This is a genomic window from Allocoleopsis franciscana PCC 7113, assembly GCF_000317515.1.
In the GTDB taxonomy this organism is placed as follows: domain Bacteria; phylum Cyanobacteriota; class Cyanobacteriia; order Cyanobacteriales; family Coleofasciculaceae; genus Allocoleopsis; species Allocoleopsis franciscana.
Window position 1 is genome coordinate 4,204,689 of sequence record NC_019738.1, and the last position, 17,817, is coordinate 4,222,505.

At 46.0% G+C, this 17,817-nt stretch carries 16 protein-coding genes and 1 pseudogene; 4 read left to right on the top strand and 13 right to left on the bottom strand.

What is annotated here, in order from left to right:
- Nucleotides 1-395: 395 nt before the first annotated feature.
- The 7 genes and pseudogenes from MIC7113_RS34825 to MIC7113_RS17490 form a co-directional block, all read right to left on the bottom strand.
- Nucleotides 396-557 (bottom strand): annotated as a pseudogene (locus tag MIC7113_RS34825) (DUF305 domain-containing protein); the annotation flags it as partial.
- A gap of 35 nt (nucleotides 558-592) precedes the next feature.
- On the bottom strand, nucleotides 593-1,576 hold the full coding sequence (locus MIC7113_RS17465) for a hypothetical protein (protein ID WP_015183492.1): 984 nt from the start codon (nucleotides 1,574-1,576) through the stop codon (nucleotides 593-595).
- Between the two features lie 37 nt (nucleotides 1,577-1,613).
- On the bottom strand, nucleotides 1,614-2,522 hold the full coding sequence (locus tag MIC7113_RS17470; protein ID WP_015183493.1) for a hypothetical protein: 909 nt from the start codon (nucleotides 2,520-2,522) through the stop codon (nucleotides 1,614-1,616).
- Nucleotides 2,523-2,675: 153 nt separating this feature from the next.
- Nucleotides 2,676-3,554 carry an SDR family oxidoreductase gene (locus tag MIC7113_RS17475; protein ID WP_015183494.1) on the bottom strand — a complete coding sequence of 293 codons (879 nt, stop codon included), beginning with the start codon at nucleotides 3,552-3,554 and terminating at the stop codon, nucleotides 2,676-2,678.
- Nucleotides 3,555-3,622: 68 nt separating this feature from the next.
- On the bottom strand, nucleotides 3,623-4,411 hold the full coding sequence (gene xth, locus MIC7113_RS17480; protein WP_015183495.1) for an exodeoxyribonuclease III: 789 nt from the start codon (nucleotides 4,409-4,411) through the stop codon (nucleotides 3,623-3,625).
- Between the two features lie 117 nt (nucleotides 4,412-4,528).
- Nucleotides 4,529-6,175: an acetolactate synthase large subunit gene (locus MIC7113_RS17485; RefSeq protein ID WP_015183496.1), complete on the bottom strand. Its 1,647-nt coding sequence runs from the start codon at nucleotides 6,173-6,175 to the stop codon at nucleotides 4,529-4,531.
- A gap of 152 nt (nucleotides 6,176-6,327) precedes the next feature.
- Nucleotides 6,328-7,695, bottom strand: a complete 1,368-nt coding sequence (locus tag MIC7113_RS17490; RefSeq protein ID WP_015183497.1) for an NAD-dependent succinate-semialdehyde dehydrogenase — start codon at nucleotides 7,693-7,695, stop codon at nucleotides 6,328-6,330.
- Between the two features lie 428 nt (nucleotides 7,696-8,123).
- Between MIC7113_RS17490 and MIC7113_RS17495 the strand changes: the two genes are divergently transcribed.
- On the top strand, nucleotides 8,124-8,582 hold the full coding sequence (locus MIC7113_RS17495; protein ID WP_015183498.1) for a response regulator: 459 nt from the start codon (nucleotides 8,124-8,126) through the stop codon (nucleotides 8,580-8,582).
- Here the strand turns inward: MIC7113_RS17495 and MIC7113_RS17500 are convergent.
- Nucleotides 8,572-8,973 (bottom strand): DUF2294 domain-containing protein, encoded by a 402-nt coding sequence (locus tag MIC7113_RS17500; RefSeq protein WP_041780961.1) that lies wholly within the window; start codon nucleotides 8,971-8,973, stop codon nucleotides 8,572-8,574. The genes MIC7113_RS17495 and MIC7113_RS17500 overlap by 11 nt on opposite strands.
- A 424-nt stretch (nucleotides 8,974-9,397) precedes the next feature.
- Here MIC7113_RS17500 and MIC7113_RS17505 point away from each other — a divergent pair, with 424 nt between their 5' ends.
- Complete coding sequence (locus MIC7113_RS17505; protein ID WP_015183500.1) at nucleotides 9,398-9,823, top strand: response regulator; 426 nt, start codon at nucleotides 9,398-9,400, stop codon at nucleotides 9,821-9,823.
- Between the two features lie 63 nt (nucleotides 9,824-9,886).
- Here MIC7113_RS17505 and MIC7113_RS17510 read toward each other — a convergent pair whose 3' ends face one another.
- Complete coding sequence (locus tag MIC7113_RS17510; RefSeq protein ID WP_015183501.1) at nucleotides 9,887-10,942, bottom strand: zinc-dependent dehydrogenase; 1,056 nt, start codon at nucleotides 10,940-10,942, stop codon at nucleotides 9,887-9,889.
- A 244-nt stretch (nucleotides 10,943-11,186) separates the two neighbouring features.
- Here MIC7113_RS17510 and MIC7113_RS17515 point away from each other — a divergent pair, with 244 nt between their 5' ends.
- Nucleotides 11,187-11,591 (top strand): hypothetical protein, encoded by a 405-nt coding sequence (locus MIC7113_RS17515; protein ID WP_015183502.1) that lies wholly within the window; start codon nucleotides 11,187-11,189, stop codon nucleotides 11,589-11,591.
- Nucleotides 11,592-11,696: 105 nt separating this feature from the next.
- On the opposite strand, the gene MIC7113_RS17520 is transcribed toward MIC7113_RS17515, so the two are convergent.
- Both MIC7113_RS17520 and MIC7113_RS17525 read right to left on the bottom strand, forming a co-directional pair.
- Nucleotides 11,697-12,494 carry an MlaE family lipid ABC transporter permease subunit gene (locus tag MIC7113_RS17520; protein WP_015183503.1) on the bottom strand — a complete coding sequence of 266 codons (798 nt, stop codon included), beginning with the start codon at nucleotides 12,492-12,494 and terminating at the stop codon, nucleotides 11,697-11,699.
- A 233-nt stretch (nucleotides 12,495-12,727) separates the two neighbouring features.
- Nucleotides 12,728-13,729, bottom strand: a complete 1,002-nt coding sequence (locus MIC7113_RS17525) for a Gfo/Idh/MocA family protein (protein ID WP_015183504.1) — start codon at nucleotides 13,727-13,729, stop codon at nucleotides 12,728-12,730.
- Between the two features lie 413 nt (nucleotides 13,730-14,142).
- Here MIC7113_RS17525 and MIC7113_RS17535 point away from each other — a divergent pair, with 413 nt between their 5' ends.
- Nucleotides 14,143-14,550, top strand: a complete 408-nt coding sequence (locus MIC7113_RS17535) for a hypothetical protein (RefSeq protein WP_015183506.1) — start codon at nucleotides 14,143-14,145, stop codon at nucleotides 14,548-14,550.
- 47 nt (nucleotides 14,551-14,597) lie between these two features.
- On the opposite strand, the gene MIC7113_RS33495 is transcribed toward MIC7113_RS17535, so the two are convergent.
- Together MIC7113_RS33495 and MIC7113_RS17545 are read right to left on the bottom strand one after the other, a co-directional pair.
- Entirely contained in the window at nucleotides 14,598-16,238 is a 1,641-nt protein-coding gene (locus MIC7113_RS33495) for a restriction endonuclease subunit S (RefSeq protein WP_015183507.1), read from the bottom strand.
- Between the two features lie 102 nt (nucleotides 16,239-16,340).
- Nucleotides 16,341-17,792 (bottom strand): class I SAM-dependent DNA methyltransferase, encoded by a 1,452-nt coding sequence (locus MIC7113_RS17545; protein ID WP_015183508.1) that lies wholly within the window; start codon nucleotides 17,790-17,792, stop codon nucleotides 16,341-16,343.
- Between the last annotated feature and the right edge of the window lie 25 nt (nucleotides 17,793-17,817).

A 17,817-nucleotide genomic window follows, 5' to 3' on the forward strand; every position in this document is an offset into this window, starting at 1 on the left:
AGATTCATTCTGCTAAGTAAGAAACTGTTTTAAGAAAAACTCTAAAACCTAAAACCTGATTTATTCTCCTGAGTTATTCGTTTCATTAATGTTGCCTTTATATACTACTTCCAAAGATATAAATATTATTCAGCTATTTGGCTAATTTTCTTGGGTATAGATGATATTTTGTAAAATACAATAATATTAATAAACAAAAAGCAACATTATTTAATGCAGTAACTTGCTGAAAACCTCACGTTTTTAACAAATTAAGCTCAAGCATTTGTCAATATACCTGCGTTTATTTGTGCCTACCTACTTAATAACACTCCTAGAAGGAGCAGTGCGGAATCTACACTCTCTCATCAATCTTCCATAGAGAAATGAAATCAAGATGAAATTGCTCGATCCAATTACTGCTTGTACCAAGCTTTGCGCCACTGCTTCATCTGGTCAATTTCTTTTTCTTGTGAAGTTAGAATTTCTTGAGCCAATTTCTTCATTTCGGGGCGCTTCGACTTACTCAGTACATCTTGAGCCATAACCAGCGCACCTTCATGATGCGGAATCATGGCTCTGAAGGGAACGTCATTGTTCCCTATCAATTCAATTAATCTAACGCAGCTTTAACCTTTCCATCTGGGCTAAAAGCTACGTAAATGTTGGTATTCCCTCCGCCTTCTCTGGGAGAAACAAACGCACTACCAGGCAGAGGTAAATTTGTTTGATCGATGTACTCTCCTGAGGCATTACTTAGAGGTCTAATTCGTTGAACTGTCCCATCAGAATTAATGGACACACTATACTCTAGAGTTTGCTTTAAACCAGCAGGCGATTGCCAACCTTTTTTGAAGTAATTTTTGACCTCTACCACTGGAGAATTATCGTCAGGATTGACCTTGTTATTTGCCGCCACTGGAGAGGCTTCTTGATGCGTACCCTGTCCAGCACAGGGGGATTCTAATGAAGGTAAATTTGGCGGCAGGGTTGGCGGTACAACGGGATCGCGTCCAGAAAGGGACGGTTCATTGCTCAATTCAGGTTTCGGACTGGGTATTTGATCTGTCGAAGGGTTAACGGCGACAGGCTGGTCTAAGCTCGTTTGTGAGGGAGTGAGAGTCTGTTTGGCGAGTCCCTGTTGTGGAGATAACTGGGATGTGGTGGTATCGGGGAGTGGCAGCGCTTCTGGTGATGCAGAAATCGGCACCTCAAGCGGAGGTATCGGCAGCGTTTGGGAGGGATTGTTCGTACTCTCTGATTGCTGCTCTTTTTGAGAGGGTGAAGGTTCGTACAACGCCATAATTGTTATAGCGATCGCAACCACAGAAAATACAGTCCATTTAGCTCCTTGAGCAATAAATTTCCCAAGAAGCAGACGAGGGGCTGGACTAGAAGGCTGAGGTAAACGCTGAGACTTTTTTGTCCCTATATTTTGAGTTGATTGCCCTGCTTTTGTCTCTCGAATATCAGGTTTTTCGTTAATCAGAGATTGGGAAAGGCGAGTACGATTTAACTCAATCGCATCATCGGGTTTTTTCTCGGATTCAAGTGAATTGTTTGGGGCAGAAGGTCGGTTAGCCAATAAGTGTTTCATGGTTGACCTAACGAGTGGATTAACAGTGTTGACGGATTTAAGGACGCACCTGATTAGAGAGAGAATTCGGTGAGCCTCCACGGCGAGAATTAGATGAGGGACTGGGTTCCCTAACCTCTTCCAAAGAGGCTTCGACCTTCCCATCGGGGCGTAATTTTAGGTTAATGCCTGTTTTTCCTCCATCTTCAACTGGAGTCACAAGCGAACTCCCCGGCAAGGGCATATTAGTGCGCTCAATGTACTGGGTAGCAGCATTATTTAAAGGCAGAATTTGTTGAATGGTACCATCTGCATTGAGTACAAGACTGTACTGTAAAGGCTCCTCCAAACCAGAAGGAGGTTTCCAGCCTTTTTTAAAGTAGTTTCTGACTTCTGCAATGATCGTGTTTTGATTCGTGCGGCTATTCTTCTGTGTCGTTCCCGTCGAAGCTACTTTTTGATCTGGAACCGAATCCAAAGAGGACGGGATTGGCACCGGTGAGGGAGATAGCAACTCAGGCGGAATAACGGGAAGACTGCCGGTAGAATCAGTTCCTTTCGGGACGTTCCGATTGGGTATCCCTCTAGGGGAGGGGATAACGGGGAGAGTTGGATCTAGACCTTTTGCTGGGGGAGTGGGAAGTACAGTGCCTGGGAGCGGTACCGTAGGCAGAGGCGAAGGATTCGTCGCGAGAGGGTTTTTTCCCAGCCCGTCTAGGGGCGGGGATAAATCAGGTAAGGGATATAGAGGGGATGGCAACAGCTCATCCGGTAATGGAGTGTTCGGCAAATCTAGAGGAGGCGTCGGCACGGTTGAGAGGGGATTTTCCGCCAGCGGTGAAGGTGGCTTGTCGGTTTCGGTTAACAGTGAAGGCTCTCTCATCAACGCCAAGGCTACGCCTACCACCACCACAACAAATGCCGCGAATTTAGCTTCTTGAGGAATTTTCGTCCAAAACGATTTCATGGTTAAACCTCAGGATGATCACGATGGAGCTGACGGCTGTTTCCAGATTAACCGTTACCTATCCCCTCTGGTAGAGGCACGGCAGAATCAATATTGTGCCTAAGCCGAGATATTAGGGTTGTTCTGACAATGGGAGATGATTTTGGACAACTTCTAAGTTCCCAAATAACGCCTCAAGAAACTTTCCAAAGATTCCAGTTTGAAGTTGTAAACAGACTCCAGTTTAGCAATCTCTTCTGATGTGCAGAAAAATTCATTCGCTAGCAATGTCCGCAGTGTACCCAAGCCTTTTCGGGTTTGAGGATTAACGAAACCGAAAGCATTTCTAATGCCATCAAACACGAACAAAGGTGGATTAATAATAATTGGATCTCGGTTAAAAATGCGGCTGAAAATGCGTGGGATATCCTCTCGTTTCAGCACATCTGGCCCACCGACGGCAAAGCTCTGATTGCGTGCCCCTTCCACCGTAATAGAATCAACAGCCATCTGTGCCAAATCGTCCGTACTCACAATTGAAGTTCGGTTTTTGCCATCACCATTGAGTAAATAAATCCCACTTTGCCGAAATTGTTCTGCTAGGGGAATTAAGTTTGACGCCAACCCGGAAGGACGCAAGATGGTATAATTTATCCCACTTGCTTCTAAGTACTTTTCCACAGCTCGCTTGGCTTTGAAGACTGGGGCATCTTCATAACCGCGATCGCTTCCCATTACCGAGATAAACACAAAGTGCTGAACCCCATGCTCTTTGGCTTGATCAATCAGCTCAATATTGGCTCGGTAGTCTAAGGTTTGTGCATTGCCCCTGCCAGAACCATGAGTACTAATGATGTACTGAACGCCCTTGCAGGCTTTCTGGATATCTCTTTCCTCTTGCAAATCACCGATAAACAGTTCAGCCCCCCGGCTTTCTAGCTCTCCATAGCGAGAACTCAGGCGGACAAAGGCTCGTACTGGTAGCTCTCGCTCCCGCAAGAGGCGCACGACGCGGCGTCCGATTTGTCCTGTGGCTCCAGTGACTAAGTACATGAAAAAACACCTCGTTGGTAGCGAACGGCTATCTCTTAGTGTATTTTTCAAACCTAAGTATTTCTACTTTAAAATTCAACAATGACTGGAGTATGGTCACTGGGTTGTTCAAGTTGCCTGGGCGCTTTATCAATGGTGCAACTGATAGCCTGATTATAGAGGTTGGGGGTAAGGTAATGATGGTCAATCCGCCAACCGCGATCGCGACTGAAGGCACGAGTCCGATAGTCCCACCAAGTAAAATGACCTGCCTCTGCGGTAAATTTGCGAAAGGCATCGGCTAACCCCACTGTTAAAACATCCTGTAAAGCTTGGCGTTCTGCCGGGGAAGCCATAATATGCTCGTCTCTGCCTTTGGGGTCGTGGATATCCCGATGATCTGGGGCAATGTTAAAATCGCCACAGACACAGAGTTCATGAGGCTGTTTTTCTAACAAAGTTTTCAGGTATTCCCGCAATACCTTGAGCCAACGAAGTTTGTAGTGGTATTTATCGCTTCCCACCGCCGAACCATTTGGCACATAGAGATTCACAATCCGCACATTTCCGACGATACCGGTAATCACTCGTTTTTGTTCGTCTAAATCTCCGACGACATCGGCACCCAACACGGGGGCAAACCCGATACTAATGTCTTCTACAGGTGTCCGACTGAGGATGGCAACGCCATTGTAGGATTTTTGCCCAGAAACGTAGAGGTGGTAGCCGAGGTTTTCCAAGGGCGATCGCGGAAAATCAGCATCCACAACCTTGGTTTCTTGCAGGCAAAGCACATCGACAGGGTTAGCTTGTAACCAATCCACCACCTGCATGAGGCGAGTGCGGATTGAGTTGACGTTCCAAGTAGCAATTTTCATGAGGCTGGCAAACCGAAATTCTGTAGGGGCGTTTGCCAAGCATGGTGCGAAGTAAACACCCCTACAAGAGCATATCTAATCCTGTTCCTCCAACAACGGCTTTAGTGTCTGGGGAAGCTAAATCTTGCAGCTTAAATCCCCAGCTTTTTGGGTAAAGCGGAGATTTTCGCCGTAGTCAACAGGGCAATCAATCACCGTTGGGACATCTTGAGCCAGCGCTTCTTTGAGTGTAGGAATCAACTCTGCTGCCGAATTCACCCGATATCCTTTTAACCCCATACTTTCCGCAAATTTAACAAAATCCGGATTGCCAAAGCGGATGAACGCGGAGTCACCAAAGTGATTTTGTTGCTTCCACTCAATCAAGCCATAACCACCATCATTGAAAATCAAAGTAACGAAGGGAGTACCGACTCGGAGTGCCGTCTCTAATTCCTGACAGTTCATCATAAATCCGCCATCACCCGTAACCGCAACGACGTTCCGTTCTGGATATACCAGTTTTGCGCCGATAGCTCCTGGCAGGGCAATTCCCATGGCGGCAAAGCCATTAGAGATGATACAAGTGTTGGGGCGATCGCAATGATACTGACGCGCCATCCACATCTTATGAGCACCGACATCAGAAATGACGATATCATCCGGCCCCATCACCTGCCGCAGGTCATAAATTAGCTTTTGCGGCTTGATGGGGAAACCTTCATCGTTCGCATACAGCTCATAGTCGGCTCGAATATCCGCCCGTAATTCTACGGCATAGGGTATGGTTTTGCCCTCCCGATCCGCCTGTTTCATAATTTCAGCGAGCGAATCAGAAATATCTCCTACCACTTCCACTAAGGGAATATAGCTGCTATCAATTTCTGCGGGAGACATGCCAATATGAATAATCGGAATCTTGCCTTCTGGATTCCACTTTTTCGGTGAATATTCCACCAAATCGTAACCCACAGCAATGATTAAATCGGCTTGATCAAAAGCACAACTTACATGGTCGCGTTGTTGTAATCCAACCGTCCATAACGCTAAGGGATGAGTGTAAGGAATCACACCTTTGCCCATAAAACTGTTCACAACGGGAATATTCATCCGAGTTGCAAATTCCGTTAGCGCTTCACTCGCACCCGCACGAATGGCTCCATTCCCCACGAGAATTAGAGGATTTTTAGCCTTAGAAATAGCGACAGCCGCTTTACCGATACTGCGAAAAGAGGCATAGGTTTTTTCTCGCTCATCTTTAGCCAGGGGTTGACCTAGTACTGGCATAGCAGCAATATTTTCCGGCAAGTCAATGTGAACCGCTCCCGGTTTTTCGCTCTGAGCAATTTTAAACGCCTTGCGGACAATTTCGGCTGTATTACTAGGGCGAACAATCTGGGCATTCCATTTGGTTACAGGCGCGAACATCGCCACCAAATCTAAATATTGGTGAGATTCAATGTGCATCCGATCGGTTCCCACCTGACCGGTGATAGCGACCAACGGTGCTCCATCTAAGTTGGCATCTGCAACACCGGTCATTAAATTAGTTGCGCCTGGACCGAGGGTAGACAGGCAAACGCCAGCCTTTCCGGTCAAGCGTCCATAAAGGTCTGCCATAAAAGCGGCACCCTGTTCATGACGGGTTGTAATGAACTTAATTGAAGAATGTCTGAGCGCCTCTAGAACGTGGAGATTCTCTTCGCCCGGAAGTCCAAAAACATACTCGACTCCTTCATTTTCCAGGCAACGTACCAACAGTTCAGCGGTGTTTATTTCGCCCATTTCACTTTTCCTAGTATTTAGTTGAGTTTTTGCTAAGATTTGGCATTTATGGAAGCTCTTAGCATTGAGGGACTAAACTTTGATGCCTTATAGGAGCGTAATGTAATACACTCGTAAAATTCAAGGTATTCTTAAGAATTAAGAACCCCTGTTTACTTAATCCAAACTGTTTTAATGTTGACAAATTCATGGATACCTTGAATTCCCAGTTCCCGTCCATAACCGGAACGTTTGATGCCACCAAACGGTAAACGGGGATCGGATTTGACTAAGCCATTGATAAACACCGCACCCGCTTCAACTTCGTCAATCAGGCGTTGGGCTTCTTGTTCATCGGTTGTCCAGGCACTGGCTCCCAGTCCAAAGGGGGATGCATTGGCTCTGGCGATCGCTGTATCAATATCCGGCACTCGGAAGAGTAACGCCACGGGACCAAAAAATTCCTCTTCGTCTGCTGGCGTGCCCGGCGGGAAGTCACTCAAAATCGTGGGTGGATAAAAGTTGCCGGGGCGATCAGATAGGGGCTGTCCGCCGGTTAGAACTTTTGATCCTTTTTTAATGCAAACTTGCACGAGCTCGTCTAAATCTTTGAGAATCCCAGGCGTCGCTAAGGGGCCAACATCTGTATTCTCATCCATGGGGTCACCGATTTTTAACGCCTGAAATTTCTCCACCAAGCGTCGCTCAAATTCATCGGCAACGGCATCCACGACAATAAACCGTTTCGCCGCAATGCAAGATTGACCGGTATTGAGCATCCGCGCCGTGACAGCGGTTGTCACTGCTGCTTCTAGATCGGCACTTTCCAGGACGATAAAGGGGTCACTTCCACCGAGTTCCAATACTGTTTTCTTAATTTGCTTACCTGCTGTTGCGGCTAGACTCGCTCCTGCCGCCTCACTGCCGGTTAAGGTTGCGGCTTTGACTCGCGCATCATTAATAATTGATGCTACTTGGTCTGCACCAATTAATAAGGTTTGAAATGCGCCTTCGGGAAATCCGGCTTCTCGGAAGATTTGTGCGATCGCTAAAGCACATTGCGGTACATTAGAAGCGTGTTTGAGTAACCCGACGTTGCCTGCCATCAGGGCGGGTGCTGCAAATCGAAAGACTTGCCAAAACGGGAAATTCCAAGGCATAACGGCTAGAATCAGCCCCAAGGGTTGATAACGCACAAAGCTCTTGCTGGCATCCGTTGATACGGCAACGTCAGCGAGGAAGTCAGCGGCGTGTTCGGCGTAGTAGCGGCAAACTAAGGCGCATTTTTCGGTTTCTGCGATCGCACTTTTCAGGGTTTTCCCCATTTCCGTGGTCATGATCTTACCGAAGCTGACCTTGTCACGCTCCAGAATTTCGGCGGCTTGATTCAGCCATTCGGCTCGTTGTTGCATTGGCGTTTGGCGATATTGCTCAAATGTCTGTTGCGCCAGTGCTAGCTTTTGTGCTATTGACCCAGAACTCTCGGCCTCAAATGTTTTGATGGTTTCCCCGGTTGCTGGGTTAATCGTAGCGATACCCATAAGCACGTTCTCCAACCCCAAAATAGATGGGTATATGTTTTGTTTTCCTTGTTTTCCTAGTCTAATGCCACCCTAACTTTCCATCCGTCAATGATGTAGATTGCTTTACAGTTTCTTTCACTGGTTAAGAATCGGATCGCGGGTGATAGTGTAAATTTTTTCGACAAAAATATAATCAATCACTTCATTAAACGTGGCAAATCTTAAATAATTATTTATTTTGTTTGAGATCTACACTAGAATGAAGAAGCAATTCTCAGGCTAGCTTGACAAGATTTTTCCTGAAAAATTTAGAGCAAAGACTTAACAACCTAGCGGTTTCCCCGAATCAGTCCATCAAAAGCGCCACAATGCCGCTTGAAGAGTGCGCCTTACCACTCTGATGGTTAGCAGTAACACGACCGTCGTAGATCTTCCCTAAGGACAACATGGATGACTTGGACTTTTGCCCTTGTTGTGAACTCACGTATGGCGGTGCTAGTGATAATCCACGCTCTATCACTAGCAAGCCGATCATTTTAGCCGTCGATGATGATGAAGACAACTTATTGCTGTTGGCTTACGCCCTAGAACCTTTTGGCTGCAATTTGCTCACCGCGTCTGATGGTCTAACGGCTCTACGCAAAGCCCAAGCTTATCAACCGAATTTAATTTTGCTGGATATTCTCATGCCTTACATGAATGGTATGGAGGTAGTCATTCAACTCAAGAAAGACGTAAAGATGAGGACGGTTCCGGTCATTGCTGTCACCGCCTTAGCCAGAATTGAAGACCGAGAACGCCTTCTGGTTGCAGGGTTCAATGACTACATCAGCAAGCCCTATATGATCGAAGAGATTGAAGCATTAGTCCGGCATTATCTCCCGTTGCCCGTGTCTATTTCTTGATCTTGGGGACAGCTTCCGGATTGCGAACTTCGGGTGTAACCTCTAAAACAGCAATGATGCCAGTGCGACCAGTTTCTAAGGTAGCATCGCTGAGAAGGTCAAGGACACAGACACTGAGTACTTCCTCAATCAAGGCTTTTAGTCCGGGTTTGATGGCCTCATCCAATTCTGAACGAACTTTTTGAGCTAAGTCAGATTGACCCCTATCCGCTAGGAGTTGTTCAGGTGGAGTAATCGAGTCTTCAATAACCAAGGCCACCTTTTCATCAAAGATTTGACAAGTCACTTTCCCGGGCTGATGCCCTAACTGGTCGCGATACAAAGCCTGGAGTCGCTGTGAAAGCAGACGTTCTAACTGCCCTCGGGTAGGCTTGGAGGACTCCTGTGTCATAAGGGGATTTTGGTGAAGAATAAAAGGATCTAAAGGCATATTTTAAAGATTATTCAACAATTTTGGTGATCTTGTCTTAGCCAGTCTAAAATCTTGACATTTTCCTGGATTTATGAGATTAAGACGACCACTGCCTTTATAGTACACACCAGCGGAGCAAGGGCGTTGATGGATGGACTAAAAAAGCGAAATATTTCGGAAAATTGAGTTTTAATTTTTATATAGGGGGATTTACTCCTAGAATAGGGCTACAGAATAGGTGTTATATTGACAAACCTCAATAAAGCATCTCTTATCATGAAAAATCAGCACCGATTTAATCCAAGCCAGTCTGTACTAAGCGCTATCAATCCGCTAGCGATTGCCTTGTCCACTTTGCTGCTGAGAGTTGTATCAGGAAGAGTCAACTTCCTAAGAGCAGAACATGATTATGAAAGTTGATATGGAATGTTCTCTTGGCAGCGATAATCAGGCCGTTGCCCCACAGCCATTAGTGTTAGTGGTCGATGATAATGAAGATAATTTATCGTTGCTCGCGTTCTTGGTCGAGCAACTCGATTGCCAAATTATTACTGCGATAGATGGTAAGACGGCGTTGGATTTAATGGAAAATCATCAACCTGCCCTGATCTTACTGGATATGATGCTACCGGATTTAGACGGATTGGAAGTGTTATCTCGCATCAGGCAGAATCCTGTGAATGCTAAAATTCCGGTGATTGCTGTGACAGCGATGGCACGAGCACAAGACCGAGAGCGGATTTTATCAGCTGGCTGCGATGAATACGTGACCAAGCCTTACAATGTTGATGAAATAGAGGCGTTGATGCGACGTTATTTGAGCCAATAGGGTGAAAGGTTTATAGGATGCGTTAGCTTTCTTCGTAACGCATCAAGGATAACTGAATCGGCGCTACTTGAACTGGGGATAAATCAGGATTTTGTAAGTATCCGGTGTTGGGGCGATCGCACGTTCTACCGCATCGGCTAAATGTTGCAGGGGGTAGCGATCGCTAATCAGGGCATCCACATCAATGCGTCGATTGAAGACAATATCTGTTGCTAAAGACTGAATGCGATAAGAAGAACTATAACTCCCCATCAGATCGATTTCCCGACGGTAGAGGATATTAGGATTAATCGGAATTTCCACCTCGTCGGGAAATTCAGCAAAAAATACAATTTTGCCGCCTTTGCGAGTACAGTCTAAGGCTTGGAAAAAGGCTTTCTCACTGGGAACGGCAAGTAGGGTTGTATCCACACCCATCCCCTCGGTGAGAGCAAAAATTTTAGCTTGTAAGTCGGGATCACGGGCATCAAAAGCCGCCTCAGCCCCCACCTGCTTAGCTTTCTCAATTCGGGCAGGGATCAAATCAGTGGCGATCGCTTTTGCCCCAAAGTACTTCACCAGCATAATAAACATTAGCCCAATTGGACCCGCCCCGGTGACCAAAATGGTTTGACCGGGAGTTACTTGGGCTTTTTTCACCGCCTTGAGGCAGCAATTCGTAGGTTCGACAAAACTCGCTTGTTCAAAACTAACCCCCTCTGGGATTGGAATTAACCCCCCATTGCGGACAATATGCCCCGGAACTTTGACATAGTCAGCAAAGCCACCCCCGCTAGGCACAAAGCCTGCTGTTGTGGAGATATTTTTATAAACGTCGCACATCGAGAAATTGTCATTGAGGCAGTAGCCGCAGCGCATACAAGGGATATGGTGCATAACCACAACCCGTTGCCCCACCTGCCAACCTGTCACCTCTTTTCCAACGGCAGCAATCACACCCGCTGTTTCATGTCCGTAGATGCGCGGAGGATCATACAAGGGATAACGAATTTTTTTGATATCTGACTGGCAAAGCCCCACCACTCGCACCTGCACCAACACCTCATCGGCGTGAAGTTCGGGAACGGGCACCTCTTCGTAACTTAGTTGATTAACGCCTCGGAATACTTGCGCCTTCATGCACTCCTCCTCTTTGCCTAGCAATTTTAGCTTTTTTCGCCAGAAGCCCCGCATCCTAATTGTTATACTCACATCTTGCGTTCAAAGATAGCAGACTTTTTCCCTCGCTCCTCGCTCCTTTAAAGCCTGAAAATCTATCGAATAGAAGATAGTAAATTGTTTATTATATCTTCCTTAGATAGAGGTAAATCTTACCTAATTTTACAACCATACAAGGTAAAGAAGTCTACTTAGGAGAAAATCCATGAAGCACAGATTTTTTACAGTCTTAGGAATTTTGGCAGTGAGTACAGGGTTAGCTAACTCAGTTCATGCACAGTCAGCCTTTGTCTCAAATCCAGATCCCGCCGAAGTTACCGTATCCAGCGAGTCCCTGGACGGGATTAGAAGCAGAACATTAGGTGATGACTTCAACAACTTTTTTTTAGATAGTTCTTCAACTACTCCATTGAGTCCTGTGGGAAATAATAACAACTTTATTGTTCGCAATGGAACTGTATGGCAAATCACTGAAGACGTTCAATTAGTTGGCAATAGACCAATTTACCCCTCCGTTAGTCCTGTTCCTTGGCAACAAAATCAACCGCTTACTAATCAGCCATTAAATGGCCCGGAAAGAGTGGAATTGCAGTTTGACTTGGGGCAATAATCTCTGTAAGATTTGTTGAAGGTAAAGGTATTGATGGTTGAGCGAGAGCTGTAACTTTGGCATACTGTTCAGCTTAATAAATACTCTCTGCGCTATTTTTCTATCTTAAGGAATTGTAAAGTTAATTCCATTACCATTAAATATAGCGAGAGAAATCAAAAAATCAAACATAAAAATCGAAATCCACGATGTAACCACAGCAGATGTTGCAGCTTGTCCCACACCTTTAGCGCCTCCCTTCGTCGTTAATCCCCAACTACAGCCAATAATGGCAATGAGTACTCCAAAAATCAAAGATTTCAACACTACATTCAGTAAATCTCGCACTTCTAGAAGCTCATGAACTGAATTTAAAAATACATCAGGCGGCACATTATAAAAATTCATTCCCACAAATACCCCCCCAGCAATTCCCATGATCAGTGCCAGAATGGTTAAGATAGGTAACATTAAAAAGCAGGCAACCACACGAGGAATTACTAAATAATTAATCGGGTCAGTTTTCAACATATATAGAGCATCAATTTGTTCTGATATTTGCATCGCACCAATCTCTGCCGCATAAGCCGAACCCACCTGTCCCGCCACAATACTCGCCGTTAAAATAGGAGCTAACTCACGGCAGAAGGCTAATGAAAAAGCTCCACCCACAAAATTGACGGCTCCAAATCGACTTAATTCTCTTGCGGTTTGAATAGTAAAAATCATTCCAGCAAAAACGGCGACTAGTATAACCGGATTCAGGGAACCGACACCAACCGTTGCCATCTGTTCTAGCAAGTTTCGAGAGGAAAATTTTCCTTGAAGCAAACGCAATACAACTTGACCACTTAAGAAAATGGCGGCTATATATCGATAAATCCAGGGGTATTCGATGTGGTCTTCAGATAGATGTTTGGGCATATTTCAATTGTCTATGGCACGTATATCCATATTGCCCTTGCTTGAATGTCGTTGGTTAAAAATCAGCGGAGGAGCAAGCTATTAAAACGACCTCAGACATTGATACAGATGCCCCGTAGGCTTGAAAAATTTACCCTTTTACAAGTGTTTTCGTGATAAATGGAGACTTGGCGAATAGAAAAAATCAGTTGGGTAGCTCCGCAATGGGTATGATAGAGGCTTATTCGCTCCAGCTAACCCCCAAGAATGATTGCCTCCCCCATTTCTGCGGATTGACGCGCAGCATCTGCAACTTTGAGGGCATAACAACTCGCGGATGGAGACACGTATAAAGGTTTTCCTTCGAGCAAGTAATCTAATACCATACTGGTGTCTTTGGCAAATAAACCGCGACGCCCAGCCACTTCAATGGGTGTCTTTTCTTCCCCCCGAATCAGCATTCCCCGATCGCCCTCAAACAGTAGCGTTCCTTGGTCTCCATGAACTTCAAAGTTACGTTGTGTATGCCAGAAAGTTTCTCCTTTTCCATAGGTCACTTCGGCAATTAATTCGCTGGCAAAGCACAGTTGGGCTGTACATAAACAAGCTGTGAAATATTCATCTGTGTACCAAAACCGCGATTGACAACTAACAGACGCTACCTTGCCAAATAAGTCTGTGAAGCGATGAATCCGGGAGAGTGCAGCACTGAGGGGAAAGCCAAAGAGTTCTGGATGGTATGTCCAGCGCTGGGGTGCAGGATGAGCCGGGGAGAGGGTGACATAACGAGCATAAAAGGGATTACCAATTTGGGGCAAGAACTGCCGCAGCGCTTCATGCATACCGCCTAGGATTTCAATATGTTCGACATGCAGGAGTTTGTCTTTGGCTTGTGCAAGGGCAATCAGCGATTCTGCTTCTTTGGGGTCGAGGGAGAGGGGATATTCGACAAGAACATGCTTTCCGGCGTTGAGGGCAGCCCGGACAATCATCCCATGATCGAGATTAATCGTACAAATCACGATTAAGTCCACCTCAGGATGCTGCACTAAGTCTGTCCAGGCATCGACCACTGAGATGTTGTAGTTTTTCGCAAATTCTTGGGTTTTTTCGGGGGTATGACCACTGACAGCCACTAAATGCGATCGCTTATCAGCCTGCAAAGCTTCAGCCCGTCGCTGCGCCGCATATCCAGTACCAACAATACCAGTTCGGATGGGGAGGGAAGGAGGATTAATCTGTGTCAACAATGGCATTAAAAAATTTAGAGGTTATTTACTAGGATTTCACCATTTACTTCTTCAAGGCAAGTTAGGGCATGTTGGTAAAGTTGTCACTACAATCATAAGTTGAGCATAATTAAAACCATAAGTTGAGCAAAAGAGCCGCTGTAATAGACATTTTCTTGTTCAGGAAAACATAGCCGATCTCCATTTAACAACCATAAGTTGAGCAAAAGGATAAATCCTAGGCATAAGTTGGCACAAAATTGCAAACCGTCTCCCCTATAAAAACCATAGGTCATTAACCAAGTCTCACCTCAGCCCGATCAGCGAGTGAGGAGCTAGCTTGCTAATCTTCAACTGATCATAGTTATCTCGATTTGTAAAAGTAATTGTAATATTCCTTAATAAAAGGTGTTCTAGGTAGAGGAAACTTATTTTAAGTTATGAAAGTTTTTGCCTATATACTCCCCATCTTTCGTGCAGGTCAAGAGTTCAAGAAAAAGTCTTGTCAATTTGACAAAATTGTTGGCAAAACACGGATAAATTATCCTTGTTGTCTGTTTGAGTGCCTACAGGCATTTGTTGGTGCAGGTCGGATACAGCCACAACGACAAGCAACAGGAATCTGTCTGTTACTTTTGCTGAGCGCTTACGATCGCACCAATCACTCACAACCCGCTTCACCCTATCCCAGAACCGAACAGGGAGAAGCCCCGGCACGGTTGACAAAACAAGCAATCTGTGCAGTCAAAGCAGGGCAAAGGCGATCGCTTGCTCCCATCGCGGCTGCACCGACGATGAACCGAGTCAATACCCCTTTTCTCAAGGTTTTGAATAGCATTAGGTTCTGACGCAGTGTTTGTTCTGACTGATGACGGCTTTGACGCGAGCTACAGGGTTACTCGAATCCCGGTAAGCTCAATTGTTCCGGTTCTGCGGCTTCAGGTTTTGCCTTGCGGCTTTTCTTTTCACTTTTACCCTTTGCCTTTTTCTTTGTATCCAGCTTCTCCCGTTCGGCGCGGATGCGTTCTAGAAGGACAGAGGCGGGTTCGTCGTTGGGGTCTTGGGGAACCAGTTCGCCTCGGAAGGCTTTGGCAAGGATGGATTGATCTAGAAGTTGGAGATTCTTAGCACTTTCGTCTGCCATAGCTGCTAAGCTTTGTGTTGCCGAGAACTGTTGATTAACTGCTTGTACAATCTTGTATTGTTCAGCAACAGGAGGTAAAGGAATAGGTGTAGATTTTAAGTCGCTTCCCGCAATTCCTTGCTGCCCCGCCGAAGTTTTGATGTGGCTGTCAATGTGTGAACGTGAGACTCCGAAATTACACGCTAATTCTAAATACTTAGAGAGACAAAGCAGCTTATCTACTACCTGTCCACGAATTAACTTATCAGGGTATAGCAAATCATCAGTTAGATTAGGCAGGAGACCACAGACACCAACAAAAGAACGGCTACCGTTATATCGTGTAAAAAGTAAATCGCCTGATTCTAGCAAGTAAGAGCTAATATCTTCGGCGGCATCTATGGGGTAAAACCGAATATCACTCGTGTTTACCTCCATTGAGCGAACGGCTGAAATCCGAAGGATTGGAATACCAGGAGGTTGGTCTTCAGGTCGCTTCGATAGACCATTGCGGAGAGAAAATAAAAGTTGGTCAAGGGTTGCCCAACACCATTTATCTGGTAATTCTGGCAAGTGAGAATCATCAACTGATTCAGGTTCCTTATACTTCTCCTTCCACTTATCATCCTTCGGCGTTTTCCCCTGAGCCTTTATCTTCTCCAGTTCCGCTTCTTCCCAACGGCGGCGGCGTTCAGCACGAATGTGTTCTAACAGAACTGAAGCAGGTTCAACATCAGGGTTTTTCTCTCGCCAATCAGCGGTGAGGTCGCCACGGAAAGCAGCGGCGAGGACTGATTGACGGAACTGGTCTAAGAGGGGGGCGATCGCCTCAAGTTCCTCCTTCACCCGCTGGCTCCGAGCCTTCAACGCCTCAATCTTGGCAACTATGCGGCGTTGTTCGTTGAGGGGTGGGAGAGGAATTGGTAGAGTTTTTAAGATAGATAGGTTTAATATGTCCATTGTCCCGCCGTGGGACAGCATAGAAAAATAGTGACGTACAATAGAAGATTCAAGATATTTTTTAGAGTACTCAACTATGATTAGTCTTTTTTCTAAGCTTAGTTTGACGAGACGCGGATTTATAATTCCTGGTTCAATTCCTTCTGGAAGAACTAAAACTTTCCCAATAGTACCAACCAAACTTATAAGAATATCACCCGATTTTACAGCACATGACTTAAGACTTTCGTATCGTTCTTTATCTATGTAATAATTTCCATAAAATGGGTTTTCAGCAATAACTTGTTCTTGTCCATAAATTTTATATCCATGCGGCACATAGAACTCTTTTTTAAGAGCAGAGCCAAATGGCCCAGCCTTGAGAGCGTGTGGCTGTGCCTCTGCTAATTCTGGAAAAGTTACCCATATCCATCCTTCTGGTAGTTTAGGTAAGCTGTTGGTATCTTCTATCAAGCTGCTTCCTCACTCTCTACCTGACTTTGAATAAACTGTTCAATTTCTGGAGTTAATGACACATTCATTGATGCTTACTCTTTAGTCTTGTTAATCGTCTTCCTATTCTAGAAGCGCGGTTTCAGTCTCTTCCTCATCGTCCAGCAGTGCCGTCAGCGCTTCCATCTCCTCCATCGCCGTCTGCAACCGCACCATAATCTGTGCCGCAATTTCCTCCGGTTCCGGTAAATCCTCCCCAGATTGCAAACTCTCATCCCTTAACCAAGAAATATCGAGATTATTCCCCCGCTTCGTAATCTCCTCACGGGTAAAACAGCGCCAGCGTCCCGTTTCCCCTTCATCTGTACGCGGACTCTTCCCATTCGGATCATCCCCATACGCCAATTCAAACTCTTTAAAATGCCCCCGCATCAGGGGTATCCGCTTCCCGAAACTGGGCATATTCGTCCGCAGGTCATACACCCACACTTCCTTAGTATTCCCCTTCTCCGTCGTCCCCCGCTGGAAAAACAGCACATTCGTCTTGACCCCTTGGGCGTAGAAAATCCCGGTAGGTAGCCGCAAAATCGTATGCAGGTTGCACTTATCCATCAAGTCAGCGCGGATATTGCGCCCCTGCCCATCTTCAAACAACACATTATCCGGTAACACCACCGCCGCCCGTCCTTCCGGTAGCAGACTGCGATAAACGTGCTGCAAAAACACCAACTGCTTGTTCGAGGTGGGAAACGTAAAATCATCCCGCGTCGGACTCCCACCCCCTTTCTTCGTACCAAAAGGCGGATTGGTCAAAATCACCTTTGCCTTCGCCAACCGCTGCCCATCCGGAGAGAGAGTATCCCCCAACGTCACCTCCCCCTCAATCCCGTGCAGCATCATATTCATCAACAACAATCGGTGGGCATCCTGCACCAACTCCATCCCATAAAACGCCTGCTGCCGTTGAAACACCTGGTCAGCTTCCGAGAGGGTAAACAAGTCATCGGTGCGCTGTTTAATATAGCGGTCAGCGGCAATCAAAAACCCTCCCGTTCCCGCTGCTGGGTCTTGAATGAGTTCCCCTGCTTGCGGTTTAATCAAGGACACCATGCAGTCAATCAGCGGACGCGGCGTAAAATACTGCCCTGCCCCGGACTTCTTCTCACTGGCATTCTTTTCTAATAGCCCCTCATAGAGGTCGCCTAACCCTTCCTCCTTGGCAGAGTACCAGTCCAACTTATCAATACTTTCGACCAGCTTACTTAAAATGCGCGGTTGTTTCAACGCCGTTTGAGCATTGGCAAAAATTGCCTGCACCCGTAGCGATGAAGCTTTTGACCCCAATTCCAGCAGCAAAGAGCGGTAGAATGTCAATTGTTCTATCCCCTCTTTCGCCGTCAAATCTGCCCAGCGCATCCCTTGGGGCAATTGGTCTTCCACCCCCGTCTCCTGCGCCATCTTGAGAAACAGCAGGTAAGTCAGTTCGGTAACGTATTGCAGGTAAGTAATGCCATCATCCCGCAGGACGTGGCACAGGTTCCAGAGTTTTTGAACAATATCAGTCGTTGCGGTCATAAAGCAAGATTTTGGCTCGACAAAA